Here is a 16,213-nt window from a genome sequence, read left to right as displayed (position 1 = left end):
CATCCGCCGCAGGCGGCCGATGATCCCGGGAAATCAATCTGCGGGAAAGTCGAATGTCCGAGCTTCATGAGGAAATTGCCGAGTTCCGGAAACGCCGCGAGAACGAGCAGTCGAGCGCGAGGCAGATGGCCGCGCTGTTCCTGTCGGCGGGGATCGAGATTTCGCAAGCGCTGGAGGCGCCGGCCGCCGAGCGCGGCCGAATCGTGCTGAGGATAGAGCGTCTTCTGGAACGCGAGCGCCTGAGGGGCGCAAGACGGCACTGGACCTACGATCTCAACCGTCACATAGCCTTGAAGCAAGCCCGCGACCACCTGCGTGCCACGCTCGACTGAGCTTCCGCCCAAAAAGAAAGCGGCGCCCGAGGCGCCGCAATTCTATACGCACAGTAGAATTCGGGAGCTTATCTGCCCTTGCGCTTGCGGCCGAGGCCCATCTTCTTCGCAAGCTGCGAGCGGGCGGCGGCATAATTCGGCGCCACCATCGGATAGTTCGCGTCCAGGCCCCACTTCTCGCGGTATTGATCCGGCGTCAGATTGTAGTGGGTCATCAGGTGGCGCTTGAGCGACTTGAACTTCTTTCCGTCCTCGAGGCAGATGATGTAGTCGTCATGCACCGACTTCTTCGGGTTGACCGCAGGCTTCTGCTTGTCGACGGGGGCCTGCTCCGCGACGCCACCCACACGACCGAGAGCCGCATGGACATCGGCGATAAGATTGGGCAGCTCGCCGACCGGAACCGGATTGTTGCTGACATAGGCAGCGACAACATCCGCAGTCAGCTCAATTAGCGTATCGTCATTTCTTACAGGATTATCGGTGATGTCCATGTCGTGTGGCCCCAAACATTAACTGTCAAATTTGGTTGATCTGGCTTGGTATCCAGCGCCCTAACGCCGCCGCGCATTGTACCGCGTCTTGCGATTCACGTTAGGCTTTCCATAAATGGACCTTGCAGTAAAACAAGTCAAATCATTATTTCTATTTCAAAGAAGCACGACGTGAATATTTAACGCAGTTCTTCTCTATCTTACGGCTATTCGCGGCGACGTGTATTCAACGTGAAACGCGGCGACATTATGTTCTCGTAACGGTTACGCGTCCGCTGTCACCTGCTTATGCCTAGAGCATATCGTCGCACGGCGCCTTCGGCCGAAGTTCTGTATCCGCCCGATCGGGATTTGCCAATGCCTCTACACCATGGCATCGGGTAGTTGGAATCGCCTTTCGGCATCTCGCTATCCGATGAACAACATTTTCGACAGGCTGCCCGCATGACACCGAAACATATCTTTCCAGCCCGCCCGGCGCCGACAGCCGAGCGCCGTCCTCACAGCGACACCCGGCACGGGATCACCCGCAAGGACGACTATGCCTGGCTGCGCGCTAAAAACTGGCAGGAGATGTTCAAGGATTCGTCCTCGCTCGATCCGGCCATCCGGCAGCATCTGGAGGCGGAAAACACATATCAGACGGAGCTGATGCAGGATACGCAAGAATTGCGGAAGGTTCTGTTCGCCGAGATGAAGGGGCGCATCAAGGAGGACGATTCCAGCGTCCCCATGAAGGACGGCCCCTACGCCTACGGCTCCTCCTTCCGCAAGGGTGGAGAGCAACCCCGCTTCTTCCGTGTCCCGCGCGAGGGCGGCCGCGAGGAAATGCTGCTCGACGGTGACAAGGAAGCGGAGGGCAAGGCTTACTTCCGGCTCGCCGACATAGACCACTCCAGTGATCACAAGCGCCTGATATGGGGCTTCGACGACAAGGGATCGGAATTCTACACGCTCAAGGTTCGCGACATCGCGAGTTCCGGCGACACCGCCGATCTCATCGCCGATACCGGCGGCGGCGGCGTCTGGGACGCGTCCAACGAAGGCTTCTTCTATACCCGCCTCGATGAGAACCACAGGCCGTCGCGCATCTTCCACCACGAGATCGGCTCTCCAACGGAAGAAGACCGGCTCATCTACGAGGAAACCGATCCCGGCTTCTTCATGAATGTCGGCGGCACCAGGACGAACGACTGGATCATGATCTCGATCAGCGATCATGAGACCTCCGAATACATGCTCCTGCCCGCGAACGATCCCCATGCCGAGCCGAAGCTGGTCAAGGCGCGCGAAGTCGGCATCCAGTATGATCTGGAGGAAGGCGGCGACGTCTTCTTCATTCTCACCAATTCCGGCGGCGCGAAGGATTTCCGCATCATGACCGCGCCCGTCGCCGACCCGCGCGAGGAGAATTGGCAGGAACTGGTGCCTCACCAACCCGGCAGGCTCATTCTGTCGGTCATGGCGTTCAGCGGCTTCCTCGTCCGCCTCGAGCGGCTCGACGGCCTGCCCCGCATCGTCGTGCGCGACCGCAGCAGCGGCGAGGAGCACGTCGTCGCCTTCGAGGAGGAAGCCTATTCGCTCGGCCTTTCGGGCTCGCTCGAATACGACACCGACGTCATCCGCTTTTCCTATTCGTCGATGACGACGCCGGGCCAGGTCTTCGACTACGATATGCGCACTCGCGAGCGCATCCTATTGAAGACACAGGAAGTCCCCTCCGGCCACGATCCGGAAAACTACGTCACCAGGCGACTGATGGCTCCTGCCCCCGACGGCGAGCTCGTCCCGGTCTCGCTCCTCTACCGCAAGGACACCCCGCTCGACGGGTCGGCTCCGTGCCTGCTTTACGGCTACGGCTCCTACGGGATCACCATCCCCGCCTCGTTCAACACCAACTGCCTTTCGCTGGCGGACCGCGGCTTCGTCTACGCCCTCGCCCATATTCGCGGCGGCAAGGACAAGGGCTATGCCTGGTACGAGGACGGCAAGAAGGCGAAAAAGCAGAACACCTTCACCGATTTCCTCGCCGTCGCCCACCATCTGGTCGCCGAAAGCTTCACGAGCCACGACCGAATCGTAGCGCAGGGCGGATCGGCCGGCGGGATGCTCATGGGTGCGGTCGCCAACATGGCGCCGGGCGACTTCGGCGGCATCATCGCCGAGGTGCCGTTCGTGGACGTGCTTGCGACGATGCTCGACGAGACCTTGCCGCTGACGCCGCCCGAATGGCCGGAATGGGGCAATCCCATCGTGTCGAAGGAAGATTATCTGACGATCGCGGCCTATTCGCCCTACGACAACGTCACCGCGCAGGACTATCCGCCTATCCTCGCGGTCGCCGGCCTCACCGATCCGCGCGTCACCTATTGGGAGCCCGCGAAATGGGTGGCCAGGCTGCGTGAGCTGAAGACCGGCGACAACCCGGTCCTCTTCAAGATCAACATGGAGGCGGGGCATGCCGGCGCGTCGGGCCGCTTCTCGCGGCTGGAGGAGATCGCCTTCTCCTACGCTTTCGCGCTCAAGGTGACGGGCAAGGCTTGAGCCCGAAACGCTTCTGTCCGAAGGCGGCAGCGATCCAGGATCCCATCGACATTCACGGCACGAATGCCGATGGGGCCTAATATCCGTTGGAAAGCGGCGGCACGGCTTTGAGATAGGCCGCGATGGCTTCACGGTCGTCCGCCGAAAGCTCGGCGATGTTCCTGACGACGGAAGCCATGCTGCCGCCCGCCGAATCGAAGTCCGGCGTGAAGCCGGTTTCGAGGAAATTGGTCAGATCCATATCGCTCCAGTCGCCGAGACCGCCCTCGCCGGTGGTGATGTTCGGCACGTTGCCGGTGCCCTCGGCGGCCACCGCGCCGGAAAGCCACTCTGCGTTTTCCAGGCCGCCGAACGCGCTTCGCGGCGTGTGGCACTCGCCGCAATGGCCCGGTCCTTCGACGAGATATTGTCCGCGCTTGACCAGATCGGACGGCGCATCGAGCGCGACCGCCGGCCGCTCGTCGAGATAGAGGAGCTTCCAGAGCCCTATCCCGCGGCGCATTGTGAACGGGAAGGAAAGATCGTGTCCCGGCGCGCGGCCCTCCACCGAAGGCAAGGTCTTCATGAAGGCATAGAGGTCCGCCACGTCTCCCGGCGTCATGCGGGCATAGGAGGTGTAGGGAAAAGCCGGATAGTAATGTTCGCCCGAGGGCGAGACGCCGCGAAGCATCGCATTGGCGAAGTCTTCCAGCGGCCAGTTTCCGATCCCGTCCTGCGGATGCTGCGAGATGTTGGGCGCCACGAAGCTGCCGAACTCGGTCTTGAGTTGCACGCCGCCGCCAAGCTCCAGGCGGGCCTCGCCCTGGGCACCGCTCGCCGCATGGCAGGAGGCGCACCCGCCCGCCCAGAAGACGCCTTCCCCGCGGGCCGCATCGCCCTCAGGCAAGGTGGCGATGGTTTGCGCGTCAACGCGCTGCGGAGAGGTGATGAACCATCCGGCTATGCCGCCCGCCGCGATGAGGGCGAGCACGGCAAGTGCGATCTTTCGCCTTTTAGGCATGCGTCAGCTTGAACGGAGCCGGAAGGTCTCGTGGCAGGTGCCGCAGTTCTGCGACATCGGGCCGAAGACGGCCTGGAACGACTGGAGGTCCTGCGGACTGGCGGCCACCGCTGCCGCCGCATCGGCGGCGAACTTGTCGGAAGCCGCCTTGAAGCCCGCCTTGTCTTCCCAGATCTTGGGCGCCGACTTGGTGTCGCCGCCCTCGGTGCCGTCGGGCCACAGCGCCTCGACGTCGGTGGTCTTCTGGGCGTTGTCGTTCATCTTCTGCAATGCGTCCATCACCACCGCCGCATCGAAGGGCTGCTGCCCCTGCGCGATCGGCGCGAGCACTCGCATCAGCGGACCACGCTCCTTCATCAGTTCCTGGCGCTCCGCGAGGGGGTCGGCAACCGCGCCGGTCATCATCACCGCGAGCAAGGGGAGCGTATAGGCAAGAACTTTCATCACTGTCTCCGAGGCTGGCCGAAAGCTGGCTTGAACGTTCCGATCTTGGCTAAATCGAACGTCCACGGAAGTCAAAACTGGTGTCCACGCCGTCACGCTTGCGTGATTCACGCAACATTGCAAGGAACGACACATGAAAAGGCCCCGCCGCGAGGCGGAGCCTTTCCCGGAACCGACGAAAGGAGCAAGCGCCGGTTCGATATCCCTGGGCGGGATTACTTGCTCGCCTTCTCGTAGAGTTCGAGCACGTAGTCCCAGTTGATAAGGTTATCGACGAAGGCCTCGAGATATTTCGGCCGCGCGTTGCGGTAGTCGATGTAGTAGGAATGCTCCCAGACGTCGACGCCGAGGATCGGCGTGCCGCCGTGCACGAGCGGGTTCTCGCCGTTCGGGGTCTTGCTGATCTCGAGCTTGCCGTTCTTGACGCCGAGCCAGGCCCAGCCGGAGCCGAACTGGGTGGTGCCGGCATTGATGAAGTCGGCGCGGAACTTGTCGTATCCGCCGAGATCGCTGTCGACCGCCTTCTGGAGCGCGCCCGGCAGCTTGTTGCCGCCGCCATCCTTCTTCATCCATTTCCAGAAATGGACGTGGTTGTAGTGCTGGGCGGCGTTGTTGAAGAGGCCCGGATTCTTGCCGAAGGACTGCTTGACGACCTCCTCGAGAGAAAGGCCGTCCATGCCTGCCTCGGCTGCCAGCTTGTTGCCGTTGTCGACATATGCCTTGTGATGCTTGTCGTGATGGTACTCAAGCGTCTCCTTGGACATATAGGGCTGCAGCGCCTCGTAGTCGTAAGGCAGTTCCGGCAGTTCAAAAGCCATGGGTAATTCTCCCTCGATAAAAATGATTGGTACGGCACTTAACTACATAGGCGCCGAAGCCGCGGCCACAACTCCCGTAACCGAGATTGTTTCCGCGTCAGCCGGCGCGAGTCGAATGTGCCCACTCCCAATAGAGTTCCCGCGCCTTCTTGGCTACAGGTCCTGGTTGAAGGTCCCGATCCTCGATGCGCGTGATGGGAACCACCTTGGAATGGTTGCCGGTGGAGAAGATTTCATCCGCCTCCAGGAAATCGCCCACGGTCAGCGTCTTCTGGGTCGTCTTGAAGCCGTAATCCGCCAGAAGCGACATGGTCCGCGAGCGCGTTATCCCGGAAAGGAAGGTGCCGTTCGGCGCCGGTGTGAAGACGTGGCCGTCCTTGACCATGAAGATGTTGGAGCTGCCGGTCTCGGCGACGTTGCCGAGCATGTCCAGCACCAGCGCATTGTCGAAGCCGCGCTTCTTCGCCTCTAATATGGCGCGGCCGTTGTTGGGATAGAGGCAGCCCGCCTTCGCGTTGGTCGGCATCGTCTCGAATGTCGGGCGGCGGAAGGGCGAGACCGTGACCGAGAAGCCCGACGGTGCGATCATCTCAGCCTCGTAGAGGCAGAGGCAGAAGCGCGTCGATTCCGGATCGGCCGGCACGCCCATGTAACCGCCCTGCTCGGCCCAATACATCGGTCGGATATAGACCGCCGTCTCGCCGTCGAATTTCTTCAGGCCTTCCCATGTGAGGCCGACGATCTCCTCCACCGTCATCGTCGGCTTGAGGCCCAGCGCGACGGCGGAAGCGTTGACCCGCGCCGCATGGCCCTCGAGATCCGGCGCGACGCCCTCGAACCAGCGAGCCCCGTCGAAGACGCTCGATCCCAGCCACATGACATGGCTGCGCGGGCCTACGATGGCGACGTTGCCCTCATGCCAATCACCATCCACATAGGTCCAGGTTGTCGAATCCGCCGCCGATGTCATGGCCATCGCTGAAGCTCCACTTCTTGTTTCGGCCTCATCGAAAGAGCTTTGGCATTGGGCGTCAACCGACACAGCCGCCCTTTCCTTCGGTCCAGTCCGTTCCTGTGCTTGACCGTAAACCACGACTGCGGTCAAGTCGCGTTGAAAGGTTACGCATTCGATGAACCATCCTGCCTATGTCTTCGACGCCTACGGGACGCTGTTCGACGTCCACGCGGCGGTTCGTAGGCATGCAAGCGAAATCGGTCCGGACGGCCAGCTCCTCTCCGAGATTTGGCGCGCGAAGCAGCTCGAATATTCGTGGATCCGCACGCTCATGGGCAGCTACCGCGATTTCTGGCAGCTCACCGAGGAAGCACTCGATTATGCCTTGAAGAAAGTTCCATCCGCCGACCCCGCGCTGCGCGCCAGGCTGCTGGACGCGTACTGGCATCTCGACTGCTACCCGGAGGTGCCCGCCGTCCTGAAGGCGCTGAAGACACACGGCGCCCGCCTTGCCATCCTGTCCAACGGCTCGCCGCAGATGCTCGAGGCGGCCGTGCGGTCGGCAGCTCTCGACAACGTCATCGACGAGGTCTTCTCCGTCGACGCCATCGCCCGTTTCAAGACCGATCCGGCGGTCTACGACATCGTCACCCTCGCCTGGCGGCTCTACCCCGATGCGATCTCGTTCCAGTCCTCGAATCGCTGGGACATCGCGGGCGCGGCCAAATTCGGTTTCCGCACCGTCTGGATCAATCGCACCGGCCAGCCGGACGAATATTTCGATCATGCTCCCGGCCTCATCCTGCCCAGTCTCGACGGCCTTCTCGTTGGCCAATAACGGAAATTTCACTTGCGGCGTCTGTGGCAAAAGAACAACAGTCGCAGCGCCGTCACATATTTGCCACGTAATCTCCATGTTTGACGCAAGTTAGATCGTTTATTCGCATTACTGAAAAAGATGGGTTCGTCCGTTGCAAAACAGCGCGCCAGATCTTGCAATCCTAATTCAACAAATTTGCTTGATGGAGCATCCGTGTCCGCCTCCCGCAATACGATGATTTCACGACGGTCTCTGCTGACGGCAGCTTCGGTCTCGCTGGCTTCGGCCGCTCTGGCCGGCTGCACGACGACGAGGTCGTCGACGCCACCGCCGCCGCGCCGCGACTATCCCGTCGCTTGGCCGACCATCACGCCCACCCCGACTTTCGACACTCCCGAACTCATGTACGCCTCGGTCGAGGATGGTGGACATTCGATCCCGGCGGTTCCCTTCAGCAAGATCGATCCCCGTTATCTGCGCCAGGTCGTCAGCGATCCGACGGGGGAGGCGCCGGGTACGGTCGTGGTCGATACCGGCAATCATTTTCTCTATGTCGTCCTCCCCAACAGGCAGGCCGTCCGCTATGGCGTCGGTCTCGGCCGCGCCGGCTTCGAATGGTCGGGACGCGCGGAAGTCGAGTGGAAGCAGCACTGGCCGCGCTGGTTTCCGCCGGAGGAGATGATCGCGCGCCAGCGCGAGCTCGAAAAATACCGCGCCATCTACGACCGCGCGACCAACACCTGGAACGGCGGCATGCCGGCGGGCATCGGCAATCCGCTCGGTGCCCGCGCGCTCTACATCTACCAGGACGGCAAGGATACACTTTACCGGCTCCACGGCTCGCCGGAATGGTGGTCGATCGGCAAGTCGGTCTCCTCCGGCTGCGTGCGCCTGATAAACCAGGACGTCATCGACCTTTACGAGCGCGTTCCCGAGAAATCGCCGATTGTCGTGACCTCCGGCCTGGCCACGTCCTGAGGCTGAAAATCGGCCCGCGTGGCAAAACGCGCGCGGGCCATTTCCATCTTTCCTATCTCTTGAGACTTCCGAGGATGCCGCGCACCAGCGCGCGTCCGAGCGAAGACCCGACCGACCGAACGACCGATTTCATCGCCGCCTCGGCGACCGTCTGGCGGTTCGAGCCACGACGCGCGGGAGCCTTTCCACGGCTGGAGCCACCGCCGAAATCCGGCAGCGACCAGGTTGTGCCACCCCCCGACGCATCGGCCTGCGCCGCCTCCTGCTGCGCCTTGGCGGTGTCCGCCGCCCGCTTCTGCAGGATTTCGTAGGCGGATTCGCGATCGATCGTCTGGTCGTATTGCCCCGCGACCGGGCTCTGCGCCATCAGGCTCTTGCGCTCCTCGACCGTGATCGGCCCCATCCGGCCCGCAGGCGGCCTGACCAGCGTGCGCTGCACCATGGACGGAATGCCCTTCTCCTCCAGGGTCGAGACCAGCGCCTCGCCGGTTCCAAGCTGGGTGATCGCCTTGAAACAGTCGAAATCCGGATTGGGCCTGAAGGTTTCGGCAGCGGTCTTCACGGCCTTCTGCTCGCGCGGCGTATAGGCTCGAAGGGCGTGCTGGATGCGGTTGCCAAGCTGGGCGAGAACGGTTTCGGGCACGTCCAGCGGGTTCTGCGTCACGAAATAGACACCGACGCCCTTGGAGCGAATCAGCCTGACGACCTGTTCGACGCGGTCCACCAACGCTTTCGGCGCTCCGTCGAAAAGCAGATGCGCCTCGTCGAAGAAGAAGACCAGCTTCGGCTTCTCGGGGTCGCCGACCTCCGGAAGCTCCTCGAACAGTTCCGACATCAGCCAGAGCAGAAAGGTCGCGTAGAGTCGCGGGTTCATCATCAGCTTGTCGGCCGCGAGCACGTTGATCGCGCCCCTGCCGTCGCGCGAGTTGCGCATCAGGTCCGCGATCTTCAGCGCCGGCTCGCCGAAGAAGAAGGTGCCGCCCTGCTGCTCCAGAATCAGCAGGGAACGCTGGATCGCGCCGATCGACTGGCGCGTCACGTTGCCGTAGCGCTTGCCGATCTCGCTCGTCCGCTCGGCCATGTTGGAGAGCATCGCCTGCAGATCCTTCATGTCGAGCAGCAGCATGCCCTCCTCGTCGGAGAGCCTGAACGCGATGTTGAGCACGCCTTCCTGCGCCTCGGACAGGTTCATCAGCCGTGAAAGGAGCAGCGGCCCCATTTCCGATACCGTGGCGCGAATCGGGTGTCCCTGCTCGCCGAAGAGATCCCAGAAGACGACTGGCGATTCGGAGAATTCGTAGGGGTCCAGCTTGATGGTCTCTGCGCGCTTCAGCAGAAAATCCTGGGCCTCGCCCTTCATGGCGATGCCTGACAGATCGCCCTTTATATCGGCGCAGAACACCGGAACGCCGGCCTTGGAGAAGCCCTCGGCGAGGATCTGCAGGGTGACCGTCTTGCCGGTGCCCGTCGCTCCCGTCACCAGCCCGTGCCGGTTCCCGTATTTCAGGAGCAGTTGTTCCGGCTTCTGATAGCTGTCGTCGGGCTTGCGGCTCGCGCCGAGGAAGATGCTGTCGTCCTGCAACATGGTCGGGTTCTCTCCAGTGTCCAGCGTTCGCGGCAAATTTGGACCTGCAAAGGTATAATGTGGCTTACCGGGCGTCACAATGCCGTTAATCCTCAGGTGATAGGGTATGAATCTTAGGGCGAAGCCCCGCAGGAAATAGTCCAACGAGAGTTTCGTTGGACTATTCCGTGCCCCAAGCTACAATGCCGTAACATGACGCGAGAAAAAGTCCCGTGATGCGCATATGATGCATTGCGGTATGGGGTTATGACCCTTAAGTTCGCGGGCGCAGCTTAACCCTTTTGGCAACGACGGGAGGCTAAATGGAAGCGGCGAGCATCAGCAGGTGCAGTTTTCCGCCGATAGACCGTTCTGAGTGGCTCGGCCTTGGACCGCATGGGTCGGCATTCGCGCGAAGCGGCACGCCGGTTTCGCCTTCCTATTCCGACCTGCAGTTCGAACGGAACCGGCAGAACCTGGCCGATCTCCACGCCCGTCCCGGCGCGCGGTGGAACATTGTCCAACGGGTCGATGATCCCGACGCCAAGCGCGCCAACGCGCAGGCCCAGGAGGACATCGCCAATGGCGCAACCGGTCTCGCCATCGTCTTCGAGGGCGCGCCGAACGCATTCGGCTATGGCCTGCCGGCGCGGCCGGAGGCGCTTGCGGCCGCGCTTCACGCCATCACGCTGAACAAGATCTACCTGCGCATCGACGTCCATCCGGCAAGTCGCGCATCGGTCGACTGGATTGTCGAGATCATGCGGCGCAAGCGCGTCGATCCCGCACGGCTCAGCCTTTCCTTCGGCATAGACCCGGCCGCGATCTTTGCCGGAAACGGCCGTCTGCGCATGTCCATCGAAGCACTTCACGCTTCGATGCCGCAGTCGCTCGCCCACTTCTTCGCCATGGGCATTCCGGCGGTTCTTCTGGAAGCCGATGGCCGTGTAATGCACAATGCCGGAGCGACCGAAGCGCAGGAGCTGGGCGTCATGCTCGCCTCGGCCGTGTCGCATCTGCGCATGTTCCAGGAAGCCCGCCAGCCGCTCATCTATGCGATGCCGCATATCGGCTTCGCACTCTCGGTCGATCAGGATCAGTTCCTGTCGATGGCCAAGATTCAGGGCATGCGCAGGCTGTGGGCGAAGGTGCAGGATGCCTGCGGCGTCGCGCCGGCGCCAGCGAAGATCCATGCAGAGACGTCCTATCGCATGATGACGGTCCGCGATCCGGAAACCAACATCCTGCGTGCGTCGATGGCCGCGTTCGCGGCGGCGGCGGGCGGTGCCGACACCATAACCGTCCTTCCGCATACGCTGCCGCATGGCTTGGCCGAGCGCCGCGCCCGGCGGCTGGCGAGAAATTCGCAGCTCGTTCTGGCCAATGAGAGCCATCTGAGCTTCCTCGGCAATCCAGCCGCCGGATCGGAAGACCTCGACATATTGACCGCGTCGCTGTGCGAAGCGGCCTGGGAGGAGTTCCGGCTGATCGAATCGGAGGGCGGCCTGCTGACCAGCCTGGCCCAGGGCCATCTGCAAAAGCGTGTCCTGGAGGCACGGGCGCATCGCGCCCAGCACCTCGCCGAGGACGCGCAGAAGATCATCGGCACCACCACCTACCCGCTCCAGGAAGAGCCGAAGGTGGCGACGCTCAAGGCCGAGCGACGCGGCGTCCCGCAGGATGGCGTCGTCTTCTGCGAGAGCCTGCCGGCCCACCGGCTGGACGAGTCCCCGGGGCTGACGCAGTAGACAGTCGGGTCACCGACGAAGTTCGATTGCGATCGGCGCCATGCGTCGGTCGCTTTTCCGTTCCGCGTTTTCTCGTTCGAATAAGGATGTACTGCCGCGCCTGTCCGGGCTCGCGGCTCACGCTCAGCCCTCGGTACCGATCGCCGCGATCTCCCAGTCCTTGTCGTTCACGGTGATGACCTCTCCGACGCCCCTGCCGAAAAGCGCCTGCGCCACCGGTGAGACATGGGAGATCTTGCCGGCGCTTACATCGGCCTCGTCCTCCCCGACGATCTTCCAGCGGTGAACGACGTCGTCGTCATTGACGATCTCCACATTCATGCCGAAACGGACGACCTTGCTGTCCTTGTCCGGAACGGAGAGCTCCGCCGTCTCGCGCCGCGCGTTCCAATAGCGCAGGTCACGCGAGACCAGTCCGATCCTCTCCCTGTCGCCCTCGCCCTCGGCGATGGCCAGTTGCGCGCGCAGTTCCGCGACCTGGGCGTCTATCATCGCCAGGCCTTCAGGCGTCACGAGGTTCCTGTGCTGGCTGACGGGCCGCTCGCCGATATCGGCGGGTGAAGCGTCGCCATCCTGTTCCTTGGTAAAGGCTCTGCTCATACAATGAACTTAGGTCTCGTTCCGCTTCAGAACAAGCCTCGTCATCCGGTCAGCCGGCTACGCCTTTCGCGCCGGTGCAGGGCGCAACGATCAATCGACGGTAGCGGCCGGCTGCAGTCTTCCCACCTTGATGCCGTTCCAGTTGGTCAATTGCGGGTTTGCCAGGTCCCCGAGCTCCCCGACCAGCGGGTCGCCGGCGGGAAGCAGCCTCGCCAGCACCGATGCCACCATCACCTCGGCCGCACGCGCGGCGCCGTCGTCGCATTTCAACGCAATACCGAAACCGAGTTCGGGAATGGCGGCGCAATAGACGCCTTCCGCCCCGACCTTTGCGAACAGCCGCCCTTTCGCGGCCTGCATCAGCCTCGTGTCGAAGCGATCGGTTCCCGCCACGTAGAATGGTTCGGCCATGCAGGCGGAAAGGATACGCTTCGCGGCTTTCGCCTTTTCAGGCGCCAGCCCCGCGCCGGTGGCCATGCGCGCGAAGCCGAGCGCGAGGTTCCTGAGCGGCACCGCATAGGTCGGGATCGAGCAGCCGTCCGTGCCGCAGGCAGCGGCTGCATGGGCCGCGCCGGTCACCGCTTCCATCGCCTCGCGCACGAATTCCTGCGACTTATGCCCGGCCTTCACATAGCCGGTCGGGTCGATGCCGAGATGGCGGCATGTGCAAACGAAGCCCGAATGCTTGCCGGAACAATTGTTGTGCAGAGCAGAAGGCCGACCGCCCTTCCGGGCAAGATCGAGCGCCGCGTCCTGCCGGGTGGGCCAATGCGCACCGCATTCCAGGGCGGTTTCGTCCATGCCGGCCCGCTTCAGCATGGAAAGCGCAAGCTCGGCATGTTCCGGCTGGCCCGAATGGGAGGCGCCGGCAAGCGCGATATGCCGCTCCTCGAAGCCATAGGCGTCCGCGGCACCCGATTCCACGAAAGGCAGCGCCTGGATCGCCTTCACCGCCGAGCGCGGGAACACCGGGCGATCGACGTCGCCCGTCTCCAGGACCACCTTGCCGTCGCCGTCGACCACCGCAACGGAGCCGCGATGGACACTCTCCACCGTCTCGCCGCGAAACACTTCAACCAGTATCGGATTTGCCATGGCGCCACCAAAAATCCCAGATCGCCTGCAGTTAGTAGTTCTCGGTCTTGAAGGCAAAGGCTTTTCCCCGAATGCGGTTCGTCAGGCACGTCTCGATCTTCATCGCGGTCGTTTTCCTTCTCCCGGCGCTGGCTTCGCTCGCCGCTTGGTCGCTCCAGGAGCATCCGCAAAGCTGGCGCGAGGCGAATTGGAGCTCGAGCGGCCTGCTGCCGGTCGCGTCCGATGACGGGGCGGCGGCGATCTACGTCCTTTCCGCGCGAACCGGCGGCCTGAAGGGCGCGCTTTCGTCACATAGCTGGATCGTCATGAAACGTCGCGGCGCCGGCGAGTACGAGCGTTATGACAAGGTCGGATGGGGAAATCCGGTGCGCCGCAATGGCTATCCGGCCGATGCCTACTGGTACTCGAACATGCCGGAAATCGTGCACGAGGTGCATGGCGAAGCCGCGGAGCGGCTGATTCCCGAGTTCGATGCGGCGATCGCCAGCTATCCCTACGCAATGCGCGGCGGCTACCGGATCTGGCCGGGGCCGAATTCCAACTCCTTCGTCGCCTATGTCCTCAACGCCGTCCCAGGCTTCGGCGGACGCTTGCCGTCGACAGCCGTCGGGCGGGACTATGCACCGGGCATGGGCTTCATCGGCCTCTCGCCCGACGGGCTCGACCTGCGCGTCACGCTCGGAGGGTTGACCGGCTTCACGATCGGTTGGGCGAGCGGACTCGAATTCCATCTCGGCGGCCTCGTCGCCGGCATAGACGTCCGCCATCCTTCGCTCAAGATACCTGGATTCGGCCGAATCGGGCTCTTTCCGTCCGTGCCTACGACGAGCGCATCAGCCCCGTCGACATGAAGCCGCCGTCGACGACGAGCGTATGGCCGGTGATATAGCTCGCCTCGGGAGACAGCAGGAAAGCGATCGCCGCTGCCACCTCGTCTGGGGTGCCGTAACGCCGCTGCGGCACGCGCTCCATCCACCGTCTTCGATCCTCGTCACCATGCAGTCGCGCGGAAAGCGGGGTGTCGACGACGCCGGGCGCGACGCAATTCACCCGCACCTCGTGCTCCGCCCACTCCAGCGCCAACGCTTCCGTCATCAGCTTCACGCCGGCCTTGGAGGCGCCGTAGGCGACACGTCCGTGATTGGCTTTCAGCCCGGACACCGAGGCGACGTTCACGATCGCCAGCGTATCGGCCATGCGCTCCAGCGCCGCCCTGGCGGTGATGAAGGAGCCGACGAGATTGACGTCCAGCATCTCGCGAAAGAGTTCGCTCGTGGTCTCCTCCGCCGGCATGTCGCGTGCGACGCCGGCGGAATTGACGAGACCGCCGAGCGGCCCCAGCACATCGACCGCCCGGTCGAAGGCTTCCGCGATTTCCTCCTCGTCGGTCACGTCGGCATTGATGAATGCAATGTTCTCGCCCGAGAAGATATCCTCGGCCTCGGCCAGCTTCTCCATATCGGTATCGATCACCGTCACCGGCCAGCCGTCGTCGAGAAGGCGTTCGACAGCGGCAAGGCCGATGCCGGAAGCGCCCCCGGTGACGACGGCCGATGGCTTCATTTGATCCTTTCGAGGATGGAGACGTAGTTGGCGACCGCGGCGCCGCCCATGTTGAAGATGCCGCCGAGCTTGGCGTTTTCCACCTGGATGCCGCCAGCCTCGCCGGTGAGCTGCATCGCCGTCAGCGCATGCATGGAAACGCCGGTGGCGCCGATCGGGTGGCCCTTCGCCTTGAGGCCTCCGGACGGGTTGACCGGCAACCGGCCGCCCTTCTGCGTTTGCCCCTCCAGCGCGATGCGCGCGCCCTCGCCGCGCTTGGCAAGGCCCATCGCCTCATATTCGATCAGCTCGGCGATCGTGAAGCAGTCATGCGTCTCCACGAAGGAGAGGTCGTCCAGCGCAACGCCCGCCCCGGCGAGCGCGCGGCTCCATGCCTCCTCGCAGCCTTCGAACAGCAGGATGTCGCGTTTCGACATCGGCAGGAAATCCTGCACGTGCTCGTTGGCGCGGAAGGCCACGGCCCTGCGCATGCGAAGCGCGGTCTCCGTGTCGGCAAGCACGATCGCGGCCGCGCCGTCCGAAACCAGCGAGCAGTCGGTGCGCTTCAGCGGCCCGGCGACGTAGGGATTCTTCTCGCTTTCATGACGGCAGAAATCGAAGCCGAAATCCTTGCGCATCTGCGCGTAAGGGTTGTCGACACCGTTCTTGTGGTTCTTGGCGGCGATATAGGCGAGCGCGTCGGACTGGTCGCCGTGGCGCTGGAAATAGGCAGCCGCGATCTTGCCGAAGAGACCGGCGAAACCCGCCGGCGTGTCGCCCTCTTCCGGCAGGTAGGAAGCCTTTACGAGGTTCTTCTGTATCTCCGGACCCGGCGTTGCCGTCATCTGTTCCGCGCCGACGACGAGCACGATGCGCGCCGCGCGCGCCTCGATCGCCCGGATGCCCTGACGCACGGCGGCCGAACCGGTCGCACAGGCGTTTTCTACCCGCGTCGCCGGCTTGAAGCGGAACCGGTCGTCGGCCTGCAGCACGAGGCTGGCGGTGAAATCCTGGGGCGAGAAGCCGGCATTGAAATGGCCGAACACGATTTCGTCGACATCGTCCGGGCCTATGCCCGCATGATCTAGCGCTTCCAGCGTCACCTTGACGATCAGGCTCTCGAGCGTCTCATCGGTCAGCTTTCCGAACGGTGAATGGGCCCAGCCCACGATGCATGCGGTCATTTTCTTCTCCCTGGAATCCAACTCTATCACGACGGCGGCCATGCCGCTCGCCTCAATATTGTTCAAGAATGAACTTTTTGTGCAGCGCAGTAAAG

Annotated in this window: 16 protein-coding genes; 6 read left to right on the top strand and 10 right to left on the bottom strand. The window is 63.1% G+C overall.

The genetic code is table 11. From position 1 onward, the window contains the following. The first annotated feature begins 53 nt into the window (after positions 1-53). Positions 54-332 carry a hypothetical protein gene (locus XW59_RS04905; RefSeq protein ID WP_047143629.1) on the top strand — a complete coding sequence of 93 codons (279 nt, stop codon included), beginning with the start codon at positions 54-56 and terminating at the stop codon, positions 330-332. A 68-nt stretch (positions 333-400) separates the two neighbouring features. Here the strand turns inward: XW59_RS04905 and XW59_RS04900 are convergent, their stop codons facing one another. Continuing rightward, positions 401-826, bottom strand: a complete 426-nt coding sequence (locus tag XW59_RS04900; RefSeq protein WP_047143628.1) for a MucR family transcriptional regulator — start codon at positions 824-826, stop codon at positions 401-403. Positions 827-1,270: 444 nt separating this feature from the next. Between XW59_RS04900 and XW59_RS04895 the strand changes: the two genes are divergently transcribed. Continuing rightward, positions 1,271-3,370 carry a S9 family peptidase gene (locus XW59_RS04895; protein ID WP_047143627.1) on the top strand — a complete coding sequence of 700 codons (2,100 nt, stop codon included), beginning with the start codon at positions 1,271-1,273 and terminating at the stop codon, positions 3,368-3,370. A gap of 76 nt (positions 3,371-3,446) precedes the next feature. Here the strand turns inward: XW59_RS04895 and XW59_RS04890 are convergent, their stop codons facing one another. From XW59_RS04890 to XW59_RS04875, 4 genes are all read right to left on the bottom strand, one after another. Beyond that, the gene (locus tag XW59_RS04890; RefSeq protein ID WP_047143626.1) at positions 3,447-4,370 is read right to left on the bottom strand and encodes a cytochrome c; all 924 of its coding nucleotides are present in this window, start codon (positions 4,368-4,370) and stop codon (positions 3,447-3,449) included. Between the two features lie 3 nt (positions 4,371-4,373). Then, positions 4,374-4,814, bottom strand: coding sequence for a cytochrome c (locus XW59_RS04885; RefSeq protein ID WP_047143625.1), 441 nt, complete (start codon positions 4,812-4,814; stop codon positions 4,374-4,376). Between the two features lie 215 nt (positions 4,815-5,029). Next, entirely contained in the window at positions 5,030-5,632 is a 603-nt protein-coding gene (locus XW59_RS04880; protein ID WP_047143624.1) for a superoxide dismutase, read from the bottom strand. 97 nt (positions 5,633-5,729) lie between these two features. Next, positions 5,730-6,608 (bottom strand): branched-chain amino acid aminotransferase, encoded by an 879-nt coding sequence (locus XW59_RS04875; protein ID WP_047143623.1) that lies wholly within the window; start codon positions 6,606-6,608, stop codon positions 5,730-5,732. Positions 6,609-6,762: 154 nt separating this feature from the next. Between XW59_RS04875 and XW59_RS04870 the strand changes: the two genes are divergently transcribed. Together XW59_RS04870 and XW59_RS04865 are read left to right on the top strand one after the other, a co-directional pair. Next, complete coding sequence (locus XW59_RS04870; RefSeq protein WP_047143622.1) at positions 6,763-7,425, top strand: haloacid dehalogenase type II; 663 nt, start codon at positions 6,763-6,765, stop codon at positions 7,423-7,425. 216 nt (positions 7,426-7,641) lie between these two features. Next, complete coding sequence (locus XW59_RS04865) at positions 7,642-8,385, top strand: L,D-transpeptidase (RefSeq protein ID WP_047143621.1); 744 nt, start codon at positions 7,642-7,644, stop codon at positions 8,383-8,385. Positions 8,386-8,437: 52 nt separating this feature from the next. Here XW59_RS04865 and XW59_RS04860 read toward each other — a convergent pair whose 3' ends face one another. After that, entirely contained in the window at positions 8,438-9,970 is a 1,533-nt protein-coding gene (locus XW59_RS04860) for a helicase HerA-like C-terminal domain-containing protein (RefSeq protein ID WP_047143620.1), read from the bottom strand. 302 nt (positions 9,971-10,272) lie between these two features. Between XW59_RS04860 and XW59_RS04855 the strand changes: the two genes are divergently transcribed. Next, on the top strand, positions 10,273-11,697 hold the full coding sequence (locus XW59_RS04855; protein WP_047143619.1) for a methylmalonyl-CoA mutase family protein: 1,425 nt from the start codon (positions 10,273-10,275) through the stop codon (positions 11,695-11,697). Between the two features lie 123 nt (positions 11,698-11,820). Here the strand turns inward: XW59_RS04855 and XW59_RS04850 are convergent, their stop codons facing one another. Both XW59_RS04850 and XW59_RS04845 read right to left on the bottom strand, forming a co-directional pair. After that, complete coding sequence (locus tag XW59_RS04850; protein WP_047143618.1) at positions 11,821-12,297, bottom strand: GreA/GreB family elongation factor; 477 nt, start codon at positions 12,295-12,297, stop codon at positions 11,821-11,823. Between the two features lie 90 nt (positions 12,298-12,387). Beyond that, on the bottom strand, positions 12,388-13,392 hold the full coding sequence (locus XW59_RS04845) for an asparaginase (RefSeq protein ID WP_047143617.1): 1,005 nt from the start codon (positions 13,390-13,392) through the stop codon (positions 12,388-12,390). Positions 13,393-13,463: 71 nt separating this feature from the next. On the opposite strand from XW59_RS04845, the gene XW59_RS04840 reads away from it, so the two are divergent. Continuing rightward, positions 13,464-14,243, top strand: a complete 780-nt coding sequence (locus XW59_RS04840; RefSeq protein WP_047143616.1) for a DUF3750 domain-containing protein — start codon at positions 13,464-13,466, stop codon at positions 14,241-14,243. Here XW59_RS04840 and XW59_RS04835 read toward each other — a convergent pair. Continuing rightward, positions 14,212-14,955: an SDR family oxidoreductase gene (locus XW59_RS04835; protein WP_047143615.1), complete on the bottom strand. Its 744-nt coding sequence runs from the start codon at positions 14,953-14,955 to the stop codon at positions 14,212-14,214. The two genes, XW59_RS04840 and XW59_RS04835, sit on opposite strands and share 32 nt — an antisense overlap. Further along, a complete protein-coding gene (locus XW59_RS04830; RefSeq protein WP_047143896.1) occupies positions 14,952-16,118 on the bottom strand; it encodes an acetyl-CoA acetyltransferase in 1,167 nt (388 codons plus the stop codon). Before XW59_RS04830 ends, XW59_RS04835 begins: the two co-directional genes overlap by 4 nt. Positions 16,119-16,213: the final 95 nt, after the last annotated feature.

Source organism: Aquamicrobium sp. LC103, from assembly GCF_001014615.2.
GTDB lineage: Bacteria > Pseudomonadota > Alphaproteobacteria > Rhizobiales > Rhizobiaceae > LBCQ02.
Note: the sequence above shows the minus strand (reverse complement) of the source record. Positions and strands in the feature narration are given on the sequence as shown.